This is a genomic window from Frankia sp. CcI49 (assembly GCF_001983215.1).
In the GTDB taxonomy this organism is placed as follows: Bacteria; Actinomycetota; Actinomycetes; order Frankiales; family Frankiaceae; genus Parafrankia; species Parafrankia irregularis.
The window spans coordinates 37,889-62,713 of the sequence record NZ_MOWP01000045.1; the positions used below are offsets into that span (position 1 = coordinate 37,889).

At 70.2% G+C, this 24,825-nt stretch carries 19 protein-coding genes and 1 pseudogene; 12 read left to right on the forward strand and 8 right to left on the reverse strand.

The genetic code is table 11. The annotated features are described in order from the left end of the window. Nucleotides 1-81: 81 nt before the first annotated feature. The 5 genes from CcI49_RS36360 to CcI49_RS36385 all read right to left on the reverse strand — a co-directional run bounded on the left by CcI49_RS36360 (nt 82) and on the right by CcI49_RS36385 (nt 8,772). Complete coding sequence (locus CcI49_RS36360; protein ID WP_076834105.1) at nt 82-2,274, reverse strand: FtsX-like permease family protein; 2,193 nt, start codon at nt 2,272-2,274, stop codon at nt 82-84. Next, nucleotides 2,271-2,942 carry an ABC transporter ATP-binding protein gene (locus CcI49_RS36365; protein ID WP_076834107.1) on the reverse strand — a complete coding sequence of 224 codons (672 nt, stop codon included), beginning with the start codon at nt 2,940-2,942 and terminating at the stop codon, nt 2,271-2,273. The genes CcI49_RS36360 and CcI49_RS36365 overlap by 4 nt, the downstream gene beginning before the upstream one ends. Further along, nucleotides 2,939-3,463, reverse strand: coding sequence for a PadR family transcriptional regulator (locus CcI49_RS36370; RefSeq protein ID WP_076834109.1), 525 nt, complete (start codon nt 3,461-3,463; stop codon nt 2,939-2,941). The genes CcI49_RS36365 and CcI49_RS36370 overlap by 4 nt, the downstream gene beginning before the upstream one ends. Before the next feature lie 231 nt (nt 3,464-3,694). Next, complete coding sequence (locus CcI49_RS43895) at nt 3,695-7,225, reverse strand: Ig-like domain-containing protein (RefSeq protein WP_241840464.1); 3,531 nt, start codon at nt 7,223-7,225, stop codon at nt 3,695-3,697. A 431-nt stretch (nt 7,226-7,656) separates the two neighbouring features. Then, nucleotides 7,657-8,772 (reverse strand): hypothetical protein, encoded by a 1,116-nt coding sequence (locus tag CcI49_RS36385; protein ID WP_054568395.1) that lies wholly within the window; start codon nt 8,770-8,772, stop codon nt 7,657-7,659. Between the two features lie 1,078 nt (nt 8,773-9,850). On the opposite strand from CcI49_RS36385, the gene CcI49_RS36390 reads away from it, so the two are divergent. The 8 genes from CcI49_RS36390 (at nt 9,851) to CcI49_RS36425 (ending at nt 17,018) form a co-directional block, all read left to right on the forward strand. Next, entirely contained in the window at nt 9,851-10,891 is a 1,041-nt protein-coding gene (locus tag CcI49_RS36390) for an ABC transporter ATP-binding protein (RefSeq protein ID WP_054568396.1), read from the forward strand. After that, on the forward strand, nt 10,888-11,865 hold the full coding sequence (locus CcI49_RS36395; RefSeq protein ID WP_076834111.1) for an ABC transporter permease subunit: 978 nt from the start codon (nt 10,888-10,890) through the stop codon (nt 11,863-11,865). Before CcI49_RS36390 ends, CcI49_RS36395 begins: the two co-directional genes overlap by 4 nt. Nucleotides 11,866-12,004: 139 nt before the next feature. Beyond that, nucleotides 12,005-13,558, forward strand: a complete 1,554-nt coding sequence (locus CcI49_RS36400; RefSeq protein ID WP_076834113.1) for a histidine kinase — start codon at nt 12,005-12,007, stop codon at nt 13,556-13,558. Beyond that, the gene (locus CcI49_RS36405) at nt 13,555-14,286 is read left to right on the forward strand and encodes a response regulator transcription factor (RefSeq protein WP_076834114.1); all 732 of its coding nucleotides are present in this window, start codon (nt 13,555-13,557) and stop codon (nt 14,284-14,286) included. Before CcI49_RS36400 ends, CcI49_RS36405 begins: the two co-directional genes overlap by 4 nt. Nucleotides 14,287-14,339: 53 nt before the next feature. Continuing rightward, nucleotides 14,340-15,131, forward strand: coding sequence for an exodeoxyribonuclease III (locus CcI49_RS36410; RefSeq protein ID WP_076834116.1), 792 nt, complete (start codon nt 14,340-14,342; stop codon nt 15,129-15,131). A gap of 444 nt (nt 15,132-15,575) precedes the next feature. After that, nucleotides 15,576-15,755, forward strand: coding sequence for a CopG family transcriptional regulator (locus CcI49_RS36415; RefSeq protein ID WP_054568400.1), 180 nt, complete (start codon nt 15,576-15,578; stop codon nt 15,753-15,755). Nucleotide 15,756: 1 nt separating this feature from the next. Continuing rightward, nucleotides 15,757-16,125 (forward strand): glyoxalase, encoded by a 369-nt coding sequence (locus CcI49_RS36420; RefSeq protein ID WP_054568401.1) that lies wholly within the window; start codon nt 15,757-15,759, stop codon nt 16,123-16,125. 95 nt (nt 16,126-16,220) lie between these two features. Further along, nucleotides 16,221-17,018: a class I SAM-dependent methyltransferase gene (locus CcI49_RS36425; protein ID WP_054568616.1), complete on the forward strand. Its 798-nt coding sequence runs from the start codon at nt 16,221-16,223 to the stop codon at nt 17,016-17,018. Between the two features lie 69 nt (nt 17,019-17,087). On the opposite strand, the gene CcI49_RS36430 is transcribed toward CcI49_RS36425, so the two are convergent. After that, nucleotides 17,088-17,672 (reverse strand): TetR family transcriptional regulator, encoded by a 585-nt coding sequence (locus CcI49_RS36430; protein ID WP_054568402.1) that lies wholly within the window; start codon nt 17,670-17,672, stop codon nt 17,088-17,090. 74 nt (nt 17,673-17,746) lie between these two features. Here CcI49_RS36430 and CcI49_RS36435 point away from each other — a divergent pair, with 74 nt between their 5' ends. Beyond that, nucleotides 17,747-18,328, forward strand: a complete 582-nt coding sequence (locus CcI49_RS36435) for a dihydrofolate reductase family protein (RefSeq protein WP_076834120.1) — start codon at nt 17,747-17,749, stop codon at nt 18,326-18,328. 344 nt (nt 18,329-18,672) lie between these two features. Here CcI49_RS36435 and CcI49_RS43900 read toward each other — a convergent pair. After that, nucleotides 18,673-19,140, reverse strand: a pseudogene (locus CcI49_RS43900) (NAD(P)H-binding protein); the annotation flags it as partial. A 347-nt stretch (nt 19,141-19,487) separates the two neighbouring features. Between CcI49_RS43900 and CcI49_RS36445 the strand changes: the two are divergent. From CcI49_RS36445 to CcI49_RS36455, 3 genes are all read left to right on the forward strand, one after another. Further along, nucleotides 19,488-20,438, forward strand: coding sequence for a DUF4232 domain-containing protein (locus CcI49_RS36445; protein WP_158230873.1), 951 nt, complete (start codon nt 19,488-19,490; stop codon nt 20,436-20,438). Nucleotides 20,439-20,717: 279 nt separating this feature from the next. Further along, on the forward strand, nt 20,718-21,242 hold the full coding sequence (locus CcI49_RS36450) for a cupredoxin family copper-binding protein (protein ID WP_076834125.1): 525 nt from the start codon (nt 20,718-20,720) through the stop codon (nt 21,240-21,242). 166 nt (nt 21,243-21,408) lie between these two features. Beyond that, the gene (locus tag CcI49_RS36455) at nt 21,409-22,767 is read left to right on the forward strand and encodes an acyltransferase (RefSeq protein ID WP_076834137.1); all 1,359 of its coding nucleotides are present in this window, start codon (nt 21,409-21,411) and stop codon (nt 22,765-22,767) included. 84 nt (nt 22,768-22,851) lie between these two features. On the opposite strand, the gene CcI49_RS36460 is transcribed toward CcI49_RS36455, so the two are convergent. After that, nucleotides 22,852-24,822, reverse strand: coding sequence for a hypothetical protein (locus CcI49_RS36460; protein WP_131831283.1), 1,971 nt, complete (start codon nt 24,820-24,822; stop codon nt 22,852-22,854). Between the last annotated feature and the right edge of the window lie 3 nt (nt 24,823-24,825).

Genomic DNA, 24,825 nt, shown 5'->3' on the forward strand with positions numbered 1-24,825 from the left:
TACACGGGTGACCGCGAGAGTGAAGGACTCGTCCTCAGTGCGCGCCCGACTACGACCGCACTCTCGCGGCGGCCTGCGCGGCTATTCGTTCCGCGCCGATTCGGGGCCGGTGATCCGGCGTAGCAACGGCAGCGTGGACGCGACGATCGCCAGCGACAGCGCAAGGCCACCGGTCACCGTCAGGTAGTACGAGACGGGTGGGGCGAGCAGGGTGTACTCGAGTTGTGCTCGTAGGAACAGGTGCGCTGCCAGGAGCCCCATCCCGATGGCGACCACGGCGACGGCCAGCAGCGGTACCACCGTCTCGAGGACGATGACCCGGCGCAACGTCGCGAGTTGGACCCCGGTGAGCCGGAGCAGGCTGAACGGCCGTCGCCGGTCGCTGAGCCCGGCCACCACGCTCACTGCCAGGCCGCATCCGGCGATCGGGAGACTGCACACGACGACGACGTCCGCCAGTCGCTGGAACCGGGTCAGCTGGCGCGCCGAACCGGCCTCCCACTCGCCGACGCTGGCCGGGAAGCGTCCCGCCGGGAACGCGTTGATCAGCACCGTGCGGGCTCGCTCGAACGCTGATCGGGTGGTCGTGTCCACGACCACGGACAGGACGGGCCGCTCGTCGACCGCTGCGGGCGGGACGTCGGCGGCATCCCAGACGACCGATGTGGTGAGCGAGAAGGCCATCGGCCCGACGAGGTCCGGGTGGACGCTCGCGACCTGCACACCCGCCGGGCAGCTACCGAACACCTCCAGTCGATCCAGCTCGGCGCAGGTGATCAGGCCGCGGTAGCCCGACGGGTCCTGGCGCACGAGCGTCACGCTGCGCACGCCGGGGATCGCCGCGAGGCCGAGGCCGGCTGAGACCTGGTCGGCGGCCGGCGCGGGGCCTTCCTCCGGCCAGAACACCTTGGACAGCGAGGTCGTGGCAATCGAGTTGTCAGGGGGCTGGCCACGGTTCACGACGTAGGTGGTGATCGCACCGGTGGCGACGGTGCTCACGAACAGCGCCACCACGAGCCCACTGACCGACCGGAAGCCCGCGTGCGGGTCGTCCGCCAGCCGGCGCCCGGCGATCAGCGTGGCCGGCCGCCTCGCCCGCCCGGCCAGCAGCCGCGCGACGACCATGATTATCCATGGTCCGGCCGACACCAGACCGACCATGATCAGAAATATCCCCGTCAGGTACGCGAGGATCTGTTCGTCCGATGTCTGCGGCCGGCGGCCGATGAAGAAGGTCAGCTCGGCGAGTCCGACTGCCAGCGGCAGCAGACGCCATGCGCTCGGCCGATTCGGCGTGACCCGCTGGCGAACGCCCAGCGGCGAGACCCGCACCCGACGCAGCGCCAACCAGGCCGCGAGCGCGGCCCCCAGCGGAAGGCCGAACGCGACCGCGAGCACGTCGGCGAGCCCAAGCGAGAGGTCGCCGGGATAGAACCGGTCGCCGGTGAACGGGATCGCGGCGAGGCCTGGCCGGCTCGCGAAGAACAGCGCGAATCCGGCTACCGTGCCGGCACCGGCCGCGACGGTCGACTCGACAGCCGAGAACACCGAGACCTGCCGTGGGGTCGCCCCGAGCAGCCGCATCGCCGCGAACCGCTGCTCCCGCCGGGCGGCGCCGAGCCGCGTCGCCGTCCCGACGAACATCAGCACCGGGAAAAGCAGCGCCACCGCGACCACGGACAGCACCAGCGTCAGGGCATCGGGGTTGAACCCGACCACGCAGCCGTCACAGGCACCCGGGTCGGCCGTCGAGATCTGGTTGACCCGCTGCCCGCCGAGCCGCTCCAGCGTGGCGGGGTCACGCCCGATGATAATGATCAGCGAGTCGGGCGACGGGAGCGCGGCCGGGCCGAGGACACCGGCCTCACGCCCAGGGAAGCGGTCGCCCAGCTCCCCAGGCGGCGCGGTGCGCAGCAGCTCGGAGAGAGCGGGTGACACGTAGAACTCACCGTCCGCGGGCAGCCGCGGGATGCCTGGCGGGACGGGGACGCCCGGCCCGAGGGAGGCGACATCGATCCGGCCGATGGATTCGCCGTGGTAGTAGTCCTCGCGCAGCAGCCACCACAGCCCGTCACCCGAACCCTGGGTGGAGTCCGGCGCGATCGCCGTGTTGAGCCAGCCGTAACGCAGGTTCTGCGCCTGGACGGCGTTCATCCCGGCGAGGGTGGCCASCAGCATGCCGACGCCGAGCGCCACCGCACCGGCGAGGATGGCGAGCCGCCCGGCGGACTCCCGCCCACCGGCCAGCGAGAGGCGCAGCGCGAACCGGATCATGACGGCACCAGCGCGTTCACCTGACCGTCGCGCACCATGACCTGCCGGTCCGCGTACGCGGCGACGCGGGCCGAGTGGGTGACCAGCACGACGGTCGTGCCCTGTTCCCGAGCGGACCCGACGAGCAGGTCCATCACCTGTTCGCCGGTGAAGGAGTCGAGCGCGCCGGTCGGCTCGTCGGCGAACAGCACCTCCGGCCGGCTGACAAGGCCCCGTGCCAACGCCACCCGCTGTGCCTGGCCGCCGGACAGCTCACCGGCTCGGCGCCGCTCCAGCCCGGCGATTCCGAGCCGCTCGAACCACGGCCGCGCCTGCGCCAGCGCGGCGGCCCGCTTCGCCCCGCCGAGCAGCAGCGCCAGCGCGACGTTCTCCTCCGCGGACAGTTCGGGCACGAGCTGTCCGAACTGGAACACGAACCCGAACCGGTCCCGTCTCAGGAGGCTGCGCTCCGTCTCGTTCATGGTGTCGACGCGACGGCCGGCGAAGGAGACCTCGCCCGACTCCGGCACGAGGATCCCGGCGAGGCAGTGCAGCAGCGTCGACTTGCCGGAGCCGCTGGGGCCCATGACGGCGACGATCTCCCCCGGCCCCACCGCCAGGCTCGCGCCGCGCAGTGCCGGGGTCGCACCGAACGACAGGATGACGTCCCGTGCCTCGATCGCGCTCATCGCCGCACCGCCTCCCGCAGGGCGTCCAGCCGGACGGTGGCGGTGTCGATCCAGTGCAGGTCGGCCTCCAGATGGAACAGCCCGCGGTCGGCCAGCAGGGTGTCGACGAGATCGCCGCCGCGTTTGAGCGCGGTCAGCTCCTGCATCCGGCGCAGGTGAGCGGCGCGCTGGGTGTCGAGGTACTCGTCGGCCGGCCGGCCGAGCATCAGGGCCAGCACGACCTTGGTGAACAGCACGGCCTGCAGGTTGGGCTCGGGCTCCACCGGCTGGGCCAGCCACGTGTCGACCTCGGTCGCGCCGAGGTCGGTGATGACGTACCGCTTTCGCTCCGGCCCCTCACCCGCCGCGACCTCACCGATGACGATCTTGCCGTCTCGGGCGAGCCGGCCGAGCGTGGCGTAGACCTGCCCGAACGGCAGCGGCTTGCCACGGCTGAAGAACAGGTCGTAGTCACGCTTGAGGTCGTATCCATGGCTGGGTTCACGCTCGAGCAGGCCGAGCAAGGTCAGCGGAACGCTCATGGCGCGAACTATACATCGAGAGTATACGTCGCGTGTCTACACTGCGTGCCTAGCTACCGACGCGCCTGGCTACCGAAGACGCGACGATCCCGGATCCCGGGCTGACTGCGCCGGGGATCCGGGATCCGTCGAACTCGAAGCGGACGGGTACCAGCTGACGGGGCCCGATGGGTCTGTCAACCGGTGGCTGGCGTCCTAACGGCACTGTCCTGACTAACGGCACTGTCTTGACTAACGGCACTGTCCTGATCGGACGCCGTTGACGGTGTTGCCCTGCTCCCGCACGGTGGGGATGTTTCCGGTGCAGCTCAGCCCGCCGCCGATACGGTTCGCGGTGATGGCGGGGACCGGGTCGCCGGGGTCCGGTCCGTCACCRCTGTTGTCCCGGACCGTGAGTGGCCCGCTGATCGTGGTGCCACTGACCGACAGTCCGCCGGTGTTGGCGCTCACGGTGACGGTGCCGTTGATGGTGTTGCCCGCGCAGGGCAGGTAGTCCGAGCCGATCAGGACGAGCCCGGTGCCGCTCTGCACCGTGACAGAACCGCTCACCGAGGACTGGCACAGCGTGAACGCGGCAGCCTGGTTGACCGAGAGCGCCCCGGCGATCTCGCCGCCGGTCACGGCGAGCGCGCCGCCGGGGTTGACCGTCACCGGGCCCTTCTGCTGGMCGCCGGGCCCGATGCACAGGGACTGGTCGGCCGTCACGGTGATGGCGGCCTTGTGCACGGCGGTGATGCACGGCTGGCTGAAGCCGACCGTGATCGTGGTCGGTGCCGTGGTGGTGCTGGGCTTGAAGGTCGGGCCCCCGCTGTAGCGGGCCGTGATCTGGTGGGCACCGGGCTGCAGGCTGGTGGTGCGCAGGACGGCCTGCCCCGCGGTCACCGGAACGACCGCCAGGAGGGTCTCCCCGTCGGAGAAGGAGACCGCACCGGTGGGGCTGCCGGCATCAGGCACGACCGGCTGTACCGAGGCCGTCAGCTCGACGGCCCGGCCGAACAGGGGACTCGGGGTGCTCGCCGCCAGTGACGTCGCCGACTCGTGATCGAAGTCGGCACACAGCGCGAATCCGAGCGCGGGTGCGTCACCTGTCCCGCTCGAGCCGCCGGCCGCGATGACCGCACTCCAGGATGCGGGGTTCGTGGCACCGTTGACGGCGGGATCACCCAGTGCGTCGCTGGGATAGCTCCCGCGCAGATGGGTGCCGCCGGTCACCGGCCCCGAGGTCGGGCCCTGCAGCAGGTGCACACCGCCGCCGATGAGGGTGCGGCCGGTCGGGCAGGTCGCGGTGGTGATCGCGTAGCTGCTGCCCTCCTGGGGGCCGAGCCGCTCCGTCCGGACCACCTGGACGTCCATCTCACCGGGCTCGGCGCACACCGCGTACGCGAAGGTCTGCGGGGGCACGTCGAACCGCCCGTTGGCAACGCCCATACCGGTCCAGTACCGGGGGTTCAACGCCCCGTTCGGGAGCGGGTTGCCCTGCGCGTCGCTGGGGAAGCTACCCACCGCCTTCAGGGTGGCCGCTTCCGGCGGCAGCGTGTGCGAGCCACCACCCACCACGACGGTTCCCTCCGGACACGCGGCGGTGACCAGGACGTTTCCCGCTCTGAGCGGGCCGGGGGCGGAGGCGACCGAGACCACCCGGTGGTCGAGCTGCGTTCCCTGCGCGCACACCGCGAAGCTTGTGATCTTGTCACCCTCTTCGGCCTGCCCACCGAAGTTACCCACGGCCGCCCAGAACTGCGGGTTCTGCGTGCCGGTCGAGCTCATGGTCCCGCTCGCGTCACTGGGGAAGGACCCCTTCGCGCGCAGGCCGTTGATCGGGGGGACGGGGTCGGTGGCATCGACCTTGCTGCCCCACAACCCCCCGCTGACCAGCACGCTGCCTTCCGGGCACGCGGTCACCGCGGTCGCGAACGCCGACGACGCCGGCGGTACGGGAAGGTCGGTGGTGGCCACGTGGATCACCGGCTCCCGCGGGTCCCTCGGTTCCTGCGGTTCCTGCGGGTCCTGCGGGTCCTGCGGGTCGGTCGGACCCGGGCCGGGATCACTGTTGCCCTCGACCGTCAGTGGGCCGTTCGTCGTGTTGCCGATGACCTGTACGCCGCCGGTGTTGCCGGTCACCGTCAGGCTGCCCTTGATCGTGTTGCCCGCGCAGGGCAGATCGTCCGAACCGATCAGGACGAGACCGGTGCTGCCCTGCACCGTGACAGGGCCGCCCACCGTGGACTGGCACAGCGTGAACGCGGAGGCGCCGCTACTGGAAACCGTCCCGGCGATCTCGCCGCTGGTCACCGCCAGCGCGCCGCCCGGTTCGACGTTCACCGGGCCCTTCTGCAGGCCGCCAGGACCGATACACAGAGCCTGCTCAGGCCGCACCGTCATCGTGCTCTTGTGCACCGTGGTCAGGCACGGCTCACTGAAACTGACCGTGATCGTCGTCGGTGCCGTGGAGCTGGGGTGGAAGGTCGGGCCTCCGCCGTAGCTCGCCGTGATCGAGTGGGTTCCGGGCTGCAGGCTGGGAGTACGGAAGACGGCCTTTCCCTCGGCGTTCAGGGGAACGGTCGCCAGCGGCCTCGTCGCGTCGGAGAAGGTGACGGTTCCGGTCGGGGTGCCGACATCGCGCAGCGCCGGCAGCACGGAGGCCGTCAGTTCGACCGGCCGGCCGAACAGCGGGCTCGTGATGTTCGTAGCCAGCGACGTCGTCGTGTCGTGGTCGAAGTCGCCACACAGCGCGAACGTGCTCGCGACCTGATCGCCCGTCCCGCCGGAAGCACCGGCGACGATGGTGGAACTCCACGACGACGGACCGGTCGACCCGTTGCCGGCGGGGACGCCCGCCTGGTCGCTGGGATAGCTGCCGCGCAGATACGCGTCAGGCGCATACGCCCCACCCGCGCCCCTGCTCAGATGCTGCCCTCCGCCCAGCAGAGCGAGATCCGCCGGGCAGCTGGCCGTGTAGGTCACCTGGCCGTTGCCGGCCTGCGGGCCCAGGCCGTCCTTGCGAACCACCCGGACATCCATGTCGGCGGGCTTGGCGCACATGACGCTCGCGATGGTCCGCGTGGTCGTCGGGGCCGCCCCGCTGCCGACCACCACCGCCGTCCAGTACCGAGGGTCCGCCGCCCCGTCCGGGAGCGGATTCCCCTGGGCGTCGCTGGGAAAACTGCTGACCGTCGTCATGCCGGCAAGCGACCCGCCCGACGCCATCAGCCCGCCGCCGCCCACCGCCACTGTTCCGCCGGGGCACGGGGCCGTCACCTGGACGGCGCCCGCCTGGGTCGGGCCGACCGCGAGCCGTGCGACGACCGACAGCTGGCCGAGCAGCCTCGCCTCCTCCACACACACCGCGAAACTGGAGACCTTGCCACCGTCCCCGGGCGGACCGGTGACATCGCCGACGGCCGCCCAGTACTCGGGAATCTCCCCGGTGCTGTCCTCGATCCGGGTCCCGTTAGCGTGGCTGGGGAAGGTCGCCTTCGCGCGCAGCCCGCTGGCGGCGGTGGCATCGGTTCCGCTGGCCAGCGCACCGCCGCTGAGCAGCCGGCTGCCCGCCGGACACGAGGTCACCGCGGTCGCGGAGGCCGACGGCGTGGCCGGGACAGTGAGCTCGGCGGAGGCGACCCGGATCACCGGTTCCTGTGGTTCCTGCGGTTCAGCCGCCGCGGCCACGACCGGCGCTATGACGGTGGGCGCCACCGCGGCGACAGCCACCACGAGAGCGGACAGGGCGACGGCCACTCCCCGCGATCGCCCAGATCCCACCGGTCGTCGACCTCGGGCCCTGGCCCAGTCCCTGCGTCGCATCGCGCGAGCCCCCCTGACATCAACTGGTCGGTCCACAGGCGCAGCAAGTCCCCGTACCCGACGTTGCTTGCGGCCCAGCCGATTGATGGCGCGGCACCGCAGACGCCGGCGACCACACCGGTCACGGACCGTCATCCGTCTCGGCGAGCAGCACGGTACTACTTGTAGAACCGCAAAAACAACAACTTACGGTGAAATCACCCTCATATGCGGAAGTTGGAGGTCGGCGGCGGCGCTCCGTAGATCCTCCAGCGCATCGGGTGGCTCGACAGGCGGGGCATCCGCCCAACGTCGCCCCACCTGCCGAGGTCAATCTGTCACTCCGTGTTACGGACGTGCCGTGCTGTGCGTGTCGATCGGTTGCCGGCCAGTCGCCGATCAGTTGCCGATCAGTTGCCGGTCAGGCACAGCGCCCAGACGTGGGATGTGGTGGCACCTGTCGAGCCGCTTCCGCCGGTGTGCGTGAGGGACGTCCAGTGCGCCGGCGAGGTGGTGAGCGGATTCCCGCTGCTGTCGCTGGGGTAGCTGCCGTTCAGGTGATCGCCCTGGGTTCCGGGTGCGGTGAAGTCGGAGGTGGTGATGTCACCGCCGCTGATACCGGCGCCGCCGCTGATCAGCGTTCCGTCTTCTTCGTCGCATCCGACCGTGGTCTCGTGCAGGTCGGTGTTGCTGGTCGGACCACTCGAGTCGTCGTATCGCACGGTGACAGTGACACCGCTGACGTCGATTTCCTCCCCGCTGCAGATCGCGTATGCGTACGTGACGTTGCTGGAGCTCGTGCTCATACCGCCGTACGAGCCGCCCGCGGCCCAGGAATCCGGGTTGATCTCCCCGTCGGCGGCGGCGATGGCACCGTTGTCGTGGGTACCCGGGCCGGTGCCGTCCAGGAAGGTGGGGTAGCTGACGATTGGCTTGAGGGGCCCCACGGTGCCCGGGAGAGTTCGCGCGCCGCCGCCCAGCAGACGGGTGCCCTCGGGGCAGGTCGCCACCGCCAGGTCGATTGTTCCCGGGGCGGTCGGCCCCGCGACGTGGTCCATCACGATCTGGGTACCCGTGATCGTGCCGCCCGGATCCAGGCACATCGCATACGGAGTCGACCCGAAGGCGGCATCGAAACCGCCTCCCGAACCACCCGTGGCACCGACCGCTCGCGCCTGGGTCGCGTTGGTGCCGACGACCCCGTCCGAGTAGGAGTTCGGGAGGGTGTACTCACTGGTCCCGTTGAAGGGGACGATTCCCTTGACGTGCAGATTGCTCTGCGCTGCCGCGGTGCCGATGGTCTGGAGAATGCCGACTCCGGAGACCACGTCGTCGGTGTCGCCGCCGCTCCGGCAGTTCGCGTCGCTCGTGTTCTCCGTGTTGGCTGTGCCCGGCCCGGACGCGGGGGTCGCGGTACGTACTGTGATGGTGGTTGCCGCGTAAGCGGTTCCGGGCAGCGTGACGGCCAGCGCGGTACCCAGAACGAGTGCCGCGACCAAGGGGGATCGCAGGGACTTCTTCGCCATCGCCTTCTTCCTCAATACCCGAATGGACAGGTTCACCAGCCACGACGGGAAAGACATCACGAACTGCTCACGGCGATTTCAAGGTGGGCCGAAGAATCGAAGAACCCCGGACGGGACCACCCCTCGGCGCTTCTCACCGAAAACGCTGTGGCACGTGAGACACCAGGCGAGTACCAGCCGGACGACCGCTTGGCTGGTACTCCACGTCCGGGGTGACGTCACCCGTCGCCGGACTCTCGCCGCACACCTCTCAGGTGACCGACCCGAACGATGACGACGAGCGCAACAGATCTTTCCCGCGGCGCAGACCGCGTCAGGAGCAGATCCTCCGGGACGGAAACATACCCGGCCAGCACCGTGTCCGCGACGCGATTACCGAAATTTCTCCGCATCTGCGTCGCCGATCCCGTCGCGCAAGGCTGGACCAGGCGTCAGTGCGCGTGGCCATAGCCGGCGGCCCTCATCGACACCTCATCGGCGGGGTGGGGGTGCGGTGCCGAGGACCCGTACGTCCTTTTGCATTGTCCCGGTTTCGCGCACAGGTACCCCCTGTAACCGAAACCGGGACGGCGCGACCGCATGTGGTTCCCATTTCGATCTTGCGGCTCTGCGCCCGCTGGACTGGGGGCCAGCATCGAGCCAAGGGAGTCGATCGTGAGCGTCGAGGCCTCCGAGTTGGTCACCATCCCCCGGGCAGAGCTGGAGTCGCTACGGGCTGAGGTGCGACGCCTACGGCGCCTCGATACCTGACAGGCTCGACCCGCCCTCGCAGCCGCAGCCCTCGCGCAGCGTCGTGATCAGCGCCCAGCGGGCGACGATCGCCCTGCGGCTGTGCCCCGTCGCCGCACGGACTCACTGCGGCGTCCTCCGCTGGCCTATCCGGCCTGCGACGTCCGCGCTCTGCTCGTGGGCACGCGGGTGGGTGTACCTCTCAGGACGTAGGAGCCGTGACCTGAGAGGTACGTGGCGGTCGCCGAAGATCGGTCTCGCGGTGGTCGGCGGCGGCCCCGAAGATCCCTAGCGTTCTGGGACGTCAGCCGGCAGCCGGCCGGACGTCGACGACGGACGCGGGGTACACATGATCGAGGCGCGCGGGCTCACCAAACGCTACGGGGAGAAGGTCGCGGTCGAGGATCTCTCCTTCACCGTCAGGCCGGGGGTCGTCACCGGCTTCCTCGGGCCGAACGGTGCCGGCAAGTCAACCACCATGCGGATGATCCTGGGCCTGGACCGGCCGACCGGCGGCACCGCGCTCATCGACGGCCGGCCCTACCGCGAGCTGGCCGCACCGATGCGCCACGTCGGGGCCCTGCTGGAGGCGCGGGCGATCCACACCGGGCGCAGCGCCGCCAACCACCTGCTCGCGCTCGCCCAGACGCACGGCATCGCCCGGCGGCGGATCGACGAGGTGATCGAGCTGGTGGGCCTGCGCGACGTCGCCCACAAACGGGCCGGCGGCTTCTCCCTCGGGATGGGCCAGCGGCTCGGCATCGCCTCCGCCCTGCTCGGCGACCCGTCGACGCTGATCCTCGACGAGCCGGTGAACGGGCTGGACCCGGAGGGCATCCGCTGGATCCGCGACCTGCTCCGCGGGTTCGCCGCACAGGGTCGCGCCGTGCTCGTCTCGTCGCATCTGATGAGCGAGATGGCGCTGACCGCCACCGAGCTGATCGTGATCGGGCGGGGCCGGCTGATCCAGGAGACGTCGGTCGCCGACTTCGTCCGCGCCGCCTCCGGGAACCGGGTGTTCGTCCGTTCGCCACATGCCGCGGCACTCGCCGAAATGCTGGTCCGGGAGGGCGCGACGGTCACCGCGACGCCCGACCCGGCGGCGTCCCTGCTGCCCGCCGGTGCCCCGGGCCACCAACCCGCCGACCCACTCGGCCACCGGCCCGGCCCGACGCCCGATCAGGTGTCCACGGCGATCGGGACCGCCGAGACGATCGAGGTCGCGGGCCTGGCCAGCGCGCGGATCGGCGAGCTGGCCCGCGCCGGCGGGATCGCCCTGCACGAGCTCACCCCCCGCCTCGTCTCCCTCGAGGACGCGTTCATGAACATCACCCGCGACGCCGTCGAGTTCACGAACGCGGCACCGGCCGGTATCGGAGCGAACCGATGAACACCCAGTTCACAGATCCCCGGGACGGTCGGACGATCACGGCCCCCGCCGGCGGCAGGGACGTCGCGGACCCGGCGAACGCGACCGGTTCAGCGAACGCGACCCGTTCGGCGAAGGCGACCCGTTCGGCGAAGGCGACCCGTTCAGCGAACGGGACCGGCACCGTCGGCGCGAGCGGAGCGGCGAACGCCGCGGGCCCGGCGGGGGACGTCGTCCTTCTCGGCCTGCTCCGATCCGAGTGGACGAAGTTCMGGTCGTTGCGGTCCACCTGGTGGACCCTGGCCCTCACCGTTGTCGCGATGATCGGCCTCGCGGTCCTGCTCTGCGCGATAGCCACCGACGGGACCACCCTCGACCCGGAGAACGCCGACTTCGACGCGACCGCCCCCAGCCTCGGCGGCGCGCTGCTGGCCCAGATCACCATCGGCGTCCTCGGTGTGCTGATGATCACGGGCGAGTACACCACCGGGATGATCCGCGCGACGCTGACCCTGGTTCCCCGGCGGCTACCGGTGCTCTGGGCCAAGGCCGTCGTGTTCGCCGGTGTCGCGTTCGCCCTCACGCTGGTCACGGGTCTGCTCTCGTTCACCGTCGGCCAGGCCATCCTCGCCGGCGATGATCTCAGCGTCTCGATCGGCTCGCCGGGCGCGGCGCGGGCGATCGTCGGCTGCGCGTTCTTCCTGACCGCGGTGGGGCTGCTCGGCCTCGCCATCGGCGCGCTGCTGCGCAGCACCGCCGGCGCCGTGTCGGCGCTGCTCGCCGTCCTGCTCGGGCTGCCGATGGTGGTGGGCCTGCTGCCCGCGAGCATGCAGTCGATCAACCGGTATCTGCCTGCCTCGATCGGCGAGGTCCTCATCTCCACCCAGGGCTCCGGCGACGCGTTCTCCCCCGGCACCGCCGCGGTGATGATGACCGTCTACCTGGTGGTGACGCTGGTCGCCGCCGCCGTCGTCCTGGGCCGCCGGGACGTCTGAGCACGGCCGCCTCCGAGCACACCCGCGGGGCCAGCGGTCGGCGGTCGGCGGTCGGCAAGCGGCAATCGGAAAGCGGAAAGCGGAAAGCGGAAAGCGAGCGGTGGGCGGCGAGGGTGTGGGCGAGAGGAGGATGAGCGGCATGAGCACGGCGGAGCCGCCGGATGTCCCCGGTGTGGTCTTCGGACGGATGCGGCACGGGCGGGTAGGCCGCGCCCTGCGGGCCCATCCGGTCTTCGTCGACTCCGCCCTGGCCTCGATGCTGGGTCTCGTCGCACTGCCGCCCACTGTCGATCTGGCGGGTCCGTCTGTCGTGGCGCTGCTGCTCATCGTCGCATCGGTCGCGCCGCTGTGCCTCCGGCGGCGCCATCCGATCGCGGTCTTCGCGGCCTGTTCGGCAGCCGCGGTCCTCCAGCTTCTTCTGTGGGTTCAGAACTTCGGCACCATGTCGCTGCTGATCGCGTTCTACACGGTCGCCGCGCGGCGGCCGCGGCGGATGGCGGCAGCCGCGGCCGTGGCCCTCACCGCGCTGGTCGCATGGTTCTGCGTCGGCCTGCCCGACGCCCGCTTCTACGACCGGATCGCTGTCGCGGTCTTCCTCGGCGCGCTCGGGATCACCGCCGGTGTGCTCGGCGTCAACATGAACACCCGGCGGGCCTACCTCACCGCCCTGGCCGACCGCGCGGCCAGGCTCGAACGGGAGCGGGACCAGCAGGCCAGACTCGCCGCGGCCCGGGAACGGGCCAGGATCGCCCGCGAGATGCACGACATCGTGGCGCACAACCTCTCCGTGATGATCGCGCTGGCGGACGGGGCCACCTTCGCCCTGCGCGGCCCGGCAGCGCCTCCCCCTGCCGCGCTCTCCGATCCGTCCCGTGCGTCCAGCCCGGCGTCCAGCCCGGCCACAGCCGCAGGCCCAGCCACGAACGTGGACGAGGGGATGGCGCGGGCGACGCGGGCGGTCGAGCAGGTCTCGGCCACCGGCCGTGAGGCGCTCGCGCAGATGCGCGGGCTGCTCGGCGTCCTGCGCGACGAGCGGACCGAGATCGAACCGCCGCCCTCCGCGGCGTCCGCGGCCTCCGCAGCCGGGGTGAGAGCAGGAGCCGGGGTACGAGCGGGAGCTGGGCACACCGCCGGCATCGCAGACCTGACCGCGGCCGCGATCGGGACCGGGACCGGGACCGCCATCACCGATCCGACCGGYCCCGCCGAGACCGCACCACAACCGGGAATCGGCGACCTCGACGACCTGATCGACCAGATCCGGCAGGCTGGACTGGCCGTGCGACTCACCAGTGCGGGAAGGCGCCGAACGCTCACCGCCGACGCGGAGCTCACCGTGTTCCGCATAGTCCAGGAGTCGCTCACCAATGTTCTCAAGCACAGCGGGCCAGGCACGCGGGCACGGATTCTGCTGCGGTACGACGCCGTCGGTGTGGAGATCGAAATCGTGGACGACGGCCGCGGCGTGCCCGCCACCGGTCCGGCGCCGACCGGCGGACGCGGAGTTCAGGGCATGCGGGAACGCGCCGCTCTGCATGGCGGGACACTGACCGCGGGGCCGGTCACCGGCCGGCACGACGGATGGCGGGTCACCGCTCGGATCAGAGCCGCGGACAGTTCCAGCCCGACCAGCCCGACCAGCCCGCACCATCCGGACACGGCGCAGGAAACGCTGGAGGCGGGGAAATCGTGACGACGACCGTGCTCCTGGTCGACGACCAGCCACTGCTGCGGATGGGCTTCCGCATGGTGCTGGACTCGCAGCCGGACCTCAGGGTGGTCGGCGAAGCCGGGGACGGTGCCACCGCCGTCCGGCTCACCGCCGAGCTGGCCCCGGACGTCGTCCTGATGGACGTGCGGATGCCGGGTGTCGACGGCATCGAGGCGACCCGGCAGATCGTCGCCTCCGGCGGCGCCTCGAAGGTGCTCATCCTGACCACGTTCGACCTCGACCGATACGCCTTCGCCGGGTTGCGGGCCGGCGCCAGCGGATTCCTGCTCAAGGACGTCCCGCCGGACGACCTGCTCGCCGGCATCCGCACGGTCGCCGCCGGGGACGCCGTCGTCGCGCCGAGCACCACCCGGCGGCTGCTCGACGGTTTCGCGCACCGCCTGCCCGACCTGGACGACACCGGGTCGGGTCCCGGTCACCGCCCGTTCGGGGCAGGACCCGGCCGGGACGGAGCGGACAGGCTCGCCCGGCTCACCGACCGCGAGCGCGACGTCCTCGGTGAGGTCGCGGCCGGCCTGTCGAACGCGGAGATCGCCACCCGGCTCGTCCTCGCCGAAGGCACCGTGAAAACCCACGTCGGCCGCATCCTCGGCAAACTCGAGCTTCGCGACCGGGTACAGGCCGTCGTCTTCGCCTACGAGATCGGCCTCGTCCGGCCGTCGGCCAACCCACCCCGCCACCCGGACTGACCGCCCGCCCTGCTTCCATGGTGGAAAGGTGCTGATGAGGAGGCCGGGGCGCGGTGCTCAGAGTGGCGACGGTCAATGTGAACGGCATTCGCGCGGCCAGACGGCGGGGAATGGGCACGTGGCTGGAGGACCGGCGCCCGGACATCCTGTGCGTGCAGGAGGTGCGCGCCGACGACGCGATCCTGGCGGACGCGGTCGGGCCGGGCTGGCACATCGTCCATGAGGCGTCGGCGGCGAAGGGCCGGGCCGGGGTCGCGATCCTCGCCCGGATGGCGCCGGTGGACGTCCGTCTGGGGCTCGGTGACTTCACCGGTACGGGTCGATGGGTGGAGGCGGATTTCTCGCTCGACGGCGATCCCGGGTTGCTGACGGTGGTGTCCGTCTACGTACACACCGGCGAGGCGGACACACCCCTGCAGGAGGAGAAGTACCGTTTCCTCGCCGCGATCCGGGAACGCATGGCGAAGCTGGCCGCGGACGGTCGGCACGTGCTGGTCTGCGGTGACCTCAACATATGCCACCGCGAGATCGACCTGAAGAACTGGAAGGGCAATCTCAAGAAGGCCGGATTCCTGCCCCAGGAACGAGCCTGGCTCGACCAGTTGTTCACCGAGGACGGCTTCGTGGACGTCGTGCGGAATTTCGCGGGAGAGCGGCCGGGCCCATACACGTGGTGGTCGTGGCGAGGCCGCGCCTACGACACCGACGCTGGCTGGCGCATCGACTACCTGATCTCAACCGGCCAACTCGCCGAGCGGGTCCTGGCCGCCGCCGTCGACCGGGCACCGACATACGCTCAGCGCTGGAGCGACCACGCACCGGTATACACCGACTTCGACGTGTAGGAGTTTCGACGTGTAGGAGTGTGGCCGTGCTTCGGCACGGTGCCACGACTCGAAGAGTCCAGGATTTTTGTCGTCCCAGAGCATGCGGCAAAATCCCGAGCTTCGAATTTTTGGCTGCTGCCGAGCAAGAGCTGAGGATTTTGGTCGTTCCGACAGCCGAAATCCTCAGCTCTTGCGAATTACCAAACGACTCTGCGCCCCTTTTATCTTCTGTGCGGTGAATTGTCGATGCGGCGCGCCGCCACCTTCTACCCACCTGCGGATTGGCTGCGCTCCACAGGCCGGCTGGCGGGCCCGCGCTCCGCCGGCACGGGATGGCGGAGCGCGACCGCAGCTCGGATCAGCCGGCGCCCCGCCACGACACCGACGACTCGGCGGCACCGAGTCGTCGACCGGGGACCATCGGACTCGCATCTAGGTTGCTAGCATGCTAGCGTCCTGGCTGTGGGCGACGAGGACGTCAAGCAGTTCAACGTGTACCTGCCGATCGGGCTGATCAAGCAGGTCAAACACCATGCCATCGAGTCGGGGCTGTCCCTCTCGGCGCTCGTCGCCGAGGCCTTGCGCGCCTACCTCGACAACGCCCACGGGCAACGATCGCATTCATCAGGATCGGAGACCTGACATGACGACCGAAGGAATCGAAGCCGTCTTCCTGGAGACCCACAACTGGGGCAGGGCGGCAGGATTCTTCCAGGCGCTGGGTTTCAGGCTGGAGTTCGACACCGGCCACAACTCCGGCCAGCTTCGCAACGGCGACGGTCCCTACGTCTTCATCGCGGAGATTCCCGAGTCCCGGGAACTCCAGGCGCCGCGCATCGTGCTGAAGGTGCCTGACGCGGACGCATTCCAGCCCGACCCCGCCGTCGAGGTCGTCACCCCGTTCGAGGACACCCACTGGGGCACCAGGGAGATGACCGTTCGTGATCCCGACGGGCGGCTCTGGAGTCTTCAGGCCCCCGGCGGAGCTGACCTGGGAGACGTGAAGGCGTGACCGGCACCGGCCCGCGCAGCACCGCGCCGGAGAACACTGCACCGGACAGCACCACGCCGGACAGCACCGCCGTTCGCGTCGCCCTCTGGCGGGCGATGCACGTCCAGGTCGACTCGCCACCGCACGTCCTCACCGACGAGATCGGCCTGCACCTGGCCGCCCCCGACGGCGACTGGCGCGCCCGGCCGGACATGGACCCGCAGGCCACCAGCGGCTTCCGCGCGTCGATCGTGGCCCGCGCGCGTCTCATCCAGGACCTCGTCACCGAGAAGGCAGCCCAGGGCGTCGACCAGTACGTCATCCTGGGCGCCGGTCTCGACACGTTCGTCCAGCGCGAGCCGGAGATCGCCGCCCGCCTGACCGTGTTCGAGGTCGACCAGCCCGGCCCCCAGGCGTGGAAGCGCCAGCGCCTGATCGACCTGGGCTATGGCATCCCGGACGGGCTGCGCATGGTCCCCGTCGACCTTGAGACGGACGGGGGCTGGCCCGCGCACCTGACCGCCGCCGGTTTCGACGCCACGCGGCCTGCTGTCGTCGCCTCGACCGGCGTGACCATGTATCTGTCCAAGGAGGCCACCGCCGCCACTCTGCGCCAGATCGCCGGGCTCGCCCCCGGCTCGACGGTCGCGATGACGTTCCTGCTGCCGCCCGAGCTGCTCACCGACGACGCCGACCGTGCCGGGCTCGACGTGTCCAGGAGAGGCGCACGGGCCTCGAACACCCCGTTCATCAGTTTCTACCCACCCGACGAAATGCTCGCGATGGCCCGCGAGGCGGGTTTCAAGGATGTCCGCCACATACCTGGAACGGCGCTCGCGGAACGCTACTTCACCGGCCGGCCCGACGGCCTGCGCCCATCAAGCGGCGAGGACGTCCTGGTAGCCACTACCTGAACCCGCCTTCACCTCAGGCCTCGCGCGCCCTTGGCAGCGGCTTCGTCTGCCTCCGCCCCTGCTCACGCTCTACGAAGCGCAGTCCGCCTCGGGGAGCAGGCGGTCGACGAGATCCCGCGCGACAGCGTCCGCGGCGGAACCGGGGTCGATCGAGACGGTGAGGCGGTCGAGCATCAGGCCGTCGATCGCGTAGTGGAACAGCGCGATGTCAGCGGCGTCGCCGGGCAGTCCGGCCGCGGTGTTGAAGGCGACGTCCGCGGCGAAGGCGTCCCGGAACCAGGGGGTGAGGCGCTGCGCGACCTCGGGGCGGCGGGCTGCCTCCAAGCGCAGCTCGAACAGGGCGATGGTCAGGTCGCGGTGGGTGGTCATCCGTCGAACGATGTCGCTGATGTAGTCGGCGAACAGCTCTCGCGAGGGCTCGCGCCTGCCCAGGCGTTCCAGGACCGCCGGCTCCGGCGCCAGCCGTTCACCGATCCGGCGGACGATCCCGTCGAACAGGTCGGCGCGCGAGCGGAAGTAGTTGGACGAGGTGCCGATCGGGACGCCGGCCTCCCGGTCAACCGCTCGATGGGTGAGACCTCGGGCGCCTTCCCGTGCCAGGACGGCGAGTCCGGCGTCAGCAAGTTCCGTGCGTCGTTCGTTGTTGCGGGCCACGACAAGGAGGGTAGCGCCAACCACGACACCTGCCGTACATTGCAACCACGACAGGTGCAGTGGAAAGAGGTTTCATGCGTGAGCTCGTCTACTACGTCGCGGTCTCGCTCGACGGTCGAATCGCGGCGCCAGACGGCGACTTCTCGGCGTTCCCGACCTCCGGCGACCACATGGACTGGATCTTCCGGGAGTACGCGGACACACTGCCGGCGCCCGCGCTGACAGCTCTCGGACTGACAGCCGACAACTCCCGCTTCACGACCGTGCTGATGGGCTGGGAGACCTACGACGTAGGCCGCCGGGTCGGCCTGATCGACCCCTACCCACACCTGGAGCAGGTCGTCTTCACCCGTCGCCACGCGAACGAGCGGGTTCCGGCGAACGTCCGCCTGGTCTCGTCCGACCCGGTAGCAGAGGTCGAACGGCTACGCAGGCGAGATGGGGGGAGCATCTGGCTCTGCGGGGGTGGCACGCTCGCGAGCGCACTGGCCGAGCAGATCGACCGGCTGGTGCTGAAGGTGAACCCGGTCGTTCTCGGCGCGGGAATCTCGCTGTTCGAGGGCGACTGCCGGCCGCGTCCGGCGCGGCTGGTCGCATCCACCACCTTCGGCTCCGGGGTCGTCGCCAACGAGTACGACCTGCGCCATTCGGCGTAGACGAACCGGCGACGACGACACCCGGGCGGTGTCCGACGGCGGCCAAGCGGCGTCGGTCGTGAGGCGCCGAGGGCCTGCCGGCACCTCAGGACCCAGGACTGAAAACTGGCGGGAGGACGGCCCAGGACAGCGGCCACATCGCCGGTCAGGATGGCGTTGTGGCCGGCGCGGACCCAGGCGGCGCCGATAATGATCATGTCGACGGCGGATCTGTCCATCCCGGCTGCGAGCATCTCGTCGGCTGCCTGCTCAAGACTCACTGCGACGGTGTCGATCCGGCGTACCACCGCCTGCGACAGGCAGGCCACCTGTTCGGTCATGGTCAGCAGCTCCGGTCCCGTCAGTGTGTAGATCCTGCCGATGTGCGTCGACGACAGGAGGGCCTCGACCGCGACGGCGGCGACATCATGGGGATCGACGACTCCCTGCCGGCCCGGTCCGGTGAGATCGAGCACGGGCTGCCCCTGGTCGGCTGCCTCGACCCAGCGCAGGGCATTCGAAGCGAAGCTGGACGGGCGCAGAATCGTCCAGCTCATCCCGCTGTCGCGCACCGCTCGCTCGGCCGCCAGGTGCGATGCCCCGACCACATCGGCGCCGATCTTTTCACCTGTGCCGATCGCGGACAGTTTCACCACCTTGCGCACTCCCGCCGATCGTGCCGCGTCGATCAGGGCCAGGTCGTGGCGCGTGGTTGGTGAGGCCGGTGCGGTGAGCAGGAACATCGTCCGGACCGTGGCCACCGCCTGGCGCAGCGACGCGGGTTCGTCGAAATCCGCCCGGACGACCTCCACTCCCGAACGCGTCGATATCACCGTGGCTGGCCTTCGCGACCGTGCTGTCCCACTGAGCGAACTGTGGGGCGAGCCGGGCGCCCGGCTCGGGATGGACGACAGGTCCCTTGGCGGCGCTTCGAGCAGCGCGGGGAGCCGTTACGCCGCGCTTATGAGTACGTGTACTCATGACCGATGTCGAGGTGGCGGATGTACTCGACCGTATGAGGCACATCAGGGCACATACCGCACCGGTCACCATGGCGGCGGCTATAACGGCGTGCGGTCTGGTCGCCGGATGTGACCGCGCCCCGGATACGAGGGCCGCTCCGCTGCCGCCGAGAGTGTCCRCACCGGCCACCCTCGCGGCCGACGGCACGGTTCCGTGGGTGGACGAGCCGGCGGCCGACTCCGAGTTCACCCGGCCGGCACGCCTGCGCTGGACCATCACGACGGACCGTCACTGCCAGGCCTCCGACCTTGCTGCCGTCCTCCCCGCCTGGCAGGACCTGACCCCACACGTCGACCCGAGCGCCGACGACCAGGAGTCACGCGCCATCCGACGGGCCGGTCCGTACGGCCTGATGGGCACGGTTGAGGCCACGAACATCTCGACGCAGCCCTGCACACTGTCCGGGCGCAGCGACGCCGAACTGCTGGTCGACGACCAGCCGACCCGAGTCGAGGTGAGCAACGCCATCGACGAGCAGGGTGAACTGCGGATCACCCAGGTCAACCCGGGCGAGCGCGCCGGGCTGCGCCTCGACTGGTCGGCCCCCTACTGCGGCTCCCACGGCCGGCAGGCCCTACGGCTCACCCTGCCGCACGGCGGCGGAACATTGACGGCATCCGTCACAGCGGCCTCCGCGCCGCCGTGTTCCTCCAGCGAGATCCACCCCGAGCTGCGCACGTTCCTGTCGGTCGGGGCATGGGACGAGCTCAATCCGGTCACCGTTCCCCGCTACGCGCTCACCGGCCTGACCGCGACCCTGGTGAGCCCCGCGGCGATGACGGCTCCGGCCGGCGCGACGATCGACTACGTGATCAGGCTGACGAACCCGGCCGACGCGCCGATGGACCTCCACGGCGTCGTCTACGGCCAGGAACTCTTCTCCCTGGGCGACGCCACCCGGGACGCGGTGAACACCAGGTCCACCTACCGCCTCAACACTCGGCCCGTGCCCGTCCTGGCAGCGAAATCCAGCCAGGACTTCCGTTTCCGGGTCACCCTGCCCGCGGCCGTCACCCAGGGCCGCGAACTCAGCGTCTCCTGGCGGCCGGGCGGTCCCGAGGTGGAGCCCGCCGGAACATACGTGTCCTTCACCGTCACCGCCCGGTGAACGCTTACGTCACGAGGACGCCCGAGGCCCGAGGCCCGCGCAGACCGACTCGCCCGCCTCGGCGCACTCGAACGGCGGTCAGCCGTCTCCCGCACCGGCCGCCTCGGACCCACCCCCTGCATGACTGCGCGCTCCCCGACACCACATCAGCGACGGTCGCGAGAATGACAGAGCGCACCCGAGTGGTGCGCCGGGCAGCAGCATGGTCCCCGGCCGATCCGCCGGCGGTGTCGGGCCATGACACCGAAAAAGGCGGGTCACGACCTGCGAGGAGCTGCCGTGAACCTGGTACGCGTGAATGGAGGACGCCGAGCGGGAATGGTGGGCGTGTCCTGCCGGGTCGCCGTCGCCGGCTCCGCACTGGCCTTCCTGCTGGGCGCCTGCGGGGGGTCCGACGACACGGGCACGGATGTCGCCGTCACGCCCAGTCCGTCAGCTTCGGTGACCGCGACGGCGGCCGGCGCGGACCACTCGTCGTCCTACGGATCGCACCCGTCGACCACGACGGCCCCGGCCGCGGATTCGGGGAGCGCGACGGCGGGCGGCGCGCCGAACGCCACGACCGTGACCATCGAGAACTTCGCGTTCAGCCCGAAGACCCCGACGTTCAAAGTGGGGCAGACGATAACCGTCGTCAACAACGACGACGCGCCACACACATGGACATCCGAAGCCGGTGGCTTCGACACCGGCGAGCTCGAGAAGGGCCAGCGCGCCACGGTCACCCTGAGCAAGGCGGGAACCTTCACGGTGATCTGCAGGATCCACCCGTCGATGACCGGAACGGTGACAGTCACAGCCTGACCAGGAAGCCGACCACAGCGCGATGGCGGAGCGGCGAAGGTTCCCCGGCCCTGCTGGTGCGATCCGTCGGGTCGAGGTCCTGTCGTAGGTCCGATGTCATCAGGGCGTGGCGGTGGTGAAGGCGGGACACGGGCGCCTGCGGACCATCCCGTGGAAGGCTGCCTCTGTGCCGGCTCTGCGCGAACTGGCCGAGCAGACGCCGCCATCTCGGGAGCGGTACGTCGATCTGCTGCGCGCCATCTCGATCCTGCTGGTCGTCCTCGGCCACTGGCTGGTCAGCGTGATCACCCACGACAGGAACGGGCAGCTGACCGGGCACTCGGCGCTCGAGTCGATGACGTGGATGTACCCGTTCACCTGGCTGGTCCAGGTGATGCCGCTCTTCTTCATCGCCGGCGGGTACGCCAACGCCGCGTCGCTGGCCGCGCACCGCGGCCGCGGCGGCGGCACAGCCACCTGGCTGCGCGACCGCGGAAGCCGCCTCCTGCGGCCCACCACCGCCTTCCTTGTGGTGCTCGCCGTCCTCGCACTGTTCGCCCAGCCGTTGGGCGCCGACAGCAGTCTCACCCGGCTGGCCATCTGGTTCGCCACGATCCAGCTGTGGTTCCTGTCCGCGTACCTCGTCGTGGTGCTGCTGACCCCGGCGATGTACCGGCTGCACCAGCGGTTCGGCTGGGCCGTGGTGGTGGTGCTGGTCGTCCTCGTCGCCCTCGGAGACCTCGCCCGGATCAACGGCCATCCCGCGCTGGCGGACGGTGGCTACGTCTACGGCTGGCTGGTGATGCACCAGATCGGATTCTTCTGGTGGGACGGCCGGCTGCCCTTCCGGCCGCGGGTGTGGGCACCGCTGTTGTTCGGTGGCCTGGCCACGGTGATGGCGCTGACGCTGGCCGGGCCCTATCCCGTCAGCATGGTGGACGTCTCCGGGCAGGAGCCGCACAACGCCTCACCGCCGACCCTGGCCCTGATCGCCGCCACCGCGTTCCAGCTGGGCCTGGTGATGATGCTGCGCGGCCCCGCCGAGCGCTGGCTGCGCCGCCGACGACCCTGGCAGGCCGTGATCGGGGTGAACATGGTCGTTTTCACCCTCTACCTGTGGCACATGTGCGCCGTGCTGCTACTCGTCGGCCTGCTCGACGCCCTGGACGCGCTGCCGACGCCGACGGCGGGCACCTTCTCCTGGTGGCTCTGGCGGCTTCCCTGGTTCCTCATGCTCACGGTGATGATGACCGGGTTGGTGGCGGTGTTCGGCCGCATCGAGATTCGCGCCCGGCGTCCGGCGCCCGGCCGGCTGGCGGCGCCCGGCCGGCTGGCGGCGCCCGGCCGGCTTCCGCGGTGGCCGGCACGCCGGCCCACGAGCCCGGTCCGCTGCCTCGTGCTCACCGTGGCCGCCTACGCCGGGGCCCTCGCCGGGCTGATCAGCAACAACGTGGCTCCTTCCAGAGCCCACTACCTCGTCGGCATGCCGCTGGGCGGCCTGCTCGCCTACCTTGCCGGGGCAGCCCTGCTCTGGCTGGCGCGATAGGCGGCGCTGGACGTCCCGGAGGCGCCTCACGCGTGTTGTCCCAGCGAGCACTGGCGGCCTGCGCTCGTGCAGGCCAGCAGGTCGTCAGTCGGAGGTCCCCTTGATCACAAGGTCGAAGTCCGGCAGCTCAGCTGGCACAGTGGACTGCTTGGCGGCGGCCCGGGCAGCGGATTCCAGCTCGGGAGTTCGCTCGACGGGAAGCTCGATATGCAGGGTGACGCGGTCGGGAGTCTCTTTGTACATCCGGTAGAACGTGTCAGGGTGTACGGGGTCGGGATCGAGGGCGGGCTTTCTCAACGACGGGTTGTGGGCTTCGTTGTACATGTCGTTCAAGGCGGCGTTAACCGTTTTCCGGACGTTCTCGGGGTTGGCGTCATTGGGTGACAGGATCGACTTGATGCTGATCCACCGTCCGCCCTTGATCTTCTGGTTGACCACTGTGATGCGCTTGGCCTTGGGCCCCTCCGTCGTCAGCGTCTCGGTTGCGACGCCGCCCTCCACACCGTCGTAGGCCCGGAACTTGGGCGGCGCGCTCCTGGCATTGGGGTAGTACCGTCGCAGGATGGGCCCCTCCGCGAGCTCCCCGAGGCTGGTGGCGTAGCCGGACCCGGGTTGATGGGGCATCCTGCCCCGGACAACCTGCGCACCCTTCATCCAGCGTTCGCTGAGTGACGCCCCTCGCAATGCCGCCAGCGAACGGATGGCGAAGCCATGCGCGACCGGCGAGACAACATCGAGGAAGTACTGGACGACGAGAATACCGTCGCGCAGCACGTCATCGAAGAGAATCCGCTCCTGCTGCTCCCGGACGCGCTGCTTCGCCTGCCACAGGACGGGAAGGGTGCTGCGGTTGAGGACGGCGGGCCACAGGAAGCCGCCCGGACCTGGCGTCGCCTCGTGGAACTGCTTGTCCGCCGCCTCCTCACTCATCTGCTCGTCCGAAATCTTGTTGATGTCGATCTCGACCTCGAACATGTTCCCGAAACGTATGATTCGCGACAGGTCCTGAGGGTGCTCGACTCGGTACTTGGGCTGCCAGGAGTAGCTCTGAACCACCGCGTCCACGTAGAGGCTCGCCGCCGACGAGGTCGTAGCCCGTTCCAGCAGGTAGCGCACGCGGACCGGATCGGCGATGCCATTGGCCGCCTGCAGGTTGTCGCGGATGCTGGGGACGACGCCCTGCGAACCGCGCAGGAACCGCAGCTGGTCGAACTCCTGCATGCCGTTGAACTCCGTGAAGAACCGCACCCACGCACCGCCCTCGACGAGGTCGATCAGGTGCTGCTCGCTGCGCGTCGGACCGCCCCGGCCCCGCCTACGCTCGATCGCCGCCATCGCTTCGCTGGCGCCGCGGATATTGCGCGCCTGGTCACGCCGATCAATGAGGGCGTCCATTGCGTCCCGGTTCAAGGCGGCGACCAGGCCCGCGAGCTGTCCGGACGTCGCTTCACCGAGGATGTGGAATGCTCCGTCCGGCGGGGTCGTGAAGTTCTCGCTGCGGATAGCCCAAAGGAGCCTCTCGCTGAGCTCGCGGAACGCCGAGCTCGCCGCTGGCGCCGATGCGTTGACCAGGGCGAGATGTATACGTGGCCGGTCCGAGCCGCCGCCATGTTCTTCGAGGTTGTTGGCCAGCTGCTCGCGTTCCGACGATGTCAGCCCGCGCAGCAGGCGCACCATATCGTCCAGCGACAGCCCATTGAGAACGTAATAGGCCCCCGGGGGATCGGCGGTCTCCCAGTTCCCGGCCCGAATCGCGTTTCGTACCCAGGCGACACGATCCCCGATCCACGACCGTTGCACGGTCACCGCCCGGTGCAGCGGTCGAAGACTGCCCAAGGTGGCCGACGCCGCCACCGCCCGCCGGTTCGATGTGCCGTTGGGCGACGCGAGCAGGCGGCCGACCGCCCGGTTTCCGGCCGAGCCTTGAAGACGCCACAGGACGGCGTCATCCTGGCCAGCCGAACCCTGACCGGCCGCTCGACGCACGCCCCCGGACGCAGGACGCACGCCGGCCGGTGCCGTCGGGACGGCCCGAATCTCCCGCGCTTCACCCACAGG

Bases quoted from the DNA above. Each gene is read 5' to 3' on its own strand.
- CcI49_RS36365 (WP_076834107.1), bottom strand. From the start codon at position 2,942: ATGAGCGCGATCGAGGCACGGGACGTCATCCTGTCGTTCGGTGCGACC.
- CcI49_RS36370 (WP_076834109.1), bottom strand. From the start codon at position 3,463: ATGAGCGTTCCGCTGACCTTGCTCGGCCTGCTCGAGCGTGAACCCAGC.
- CcI49_RS36385 (WP_054568395.1), bottom strand. From the start codon at position 8,772: ATGGCGAAGAAGTCCCTGCGATCCCCCTTGGTCGCGGCACTCGTTCTG.
- CcI49_RS36390 (WP_054568396.1), top strand. From the start codon at position 9,851: ATGATCGAGGCGCGCGGGCTCACCAAACGCTACGGGGAGAAGGTCGCG.
- CcI49_RS36420 (WP_054568401.1), top strand. From the start codon at position 15,757: ATGACGACCGAAGGAATCGAAGCCGTCTTCCTGGAGACCCACAACTGG.
- CcI49_RS36425 (WP_054568616.1), top strand. From the start codon at position 16,221: ATGCACGTCCAGGTCGACTCGCCACCGCACGTCCTCACCGACGAGATC.
- CcI49_RS36435 (WP_076834120.1), top strand. From the start codon at position 17,747: ATGCGTGAGCTCGTCTACTACGTCGCGGTCTCGCTCGACGGTCGAATC.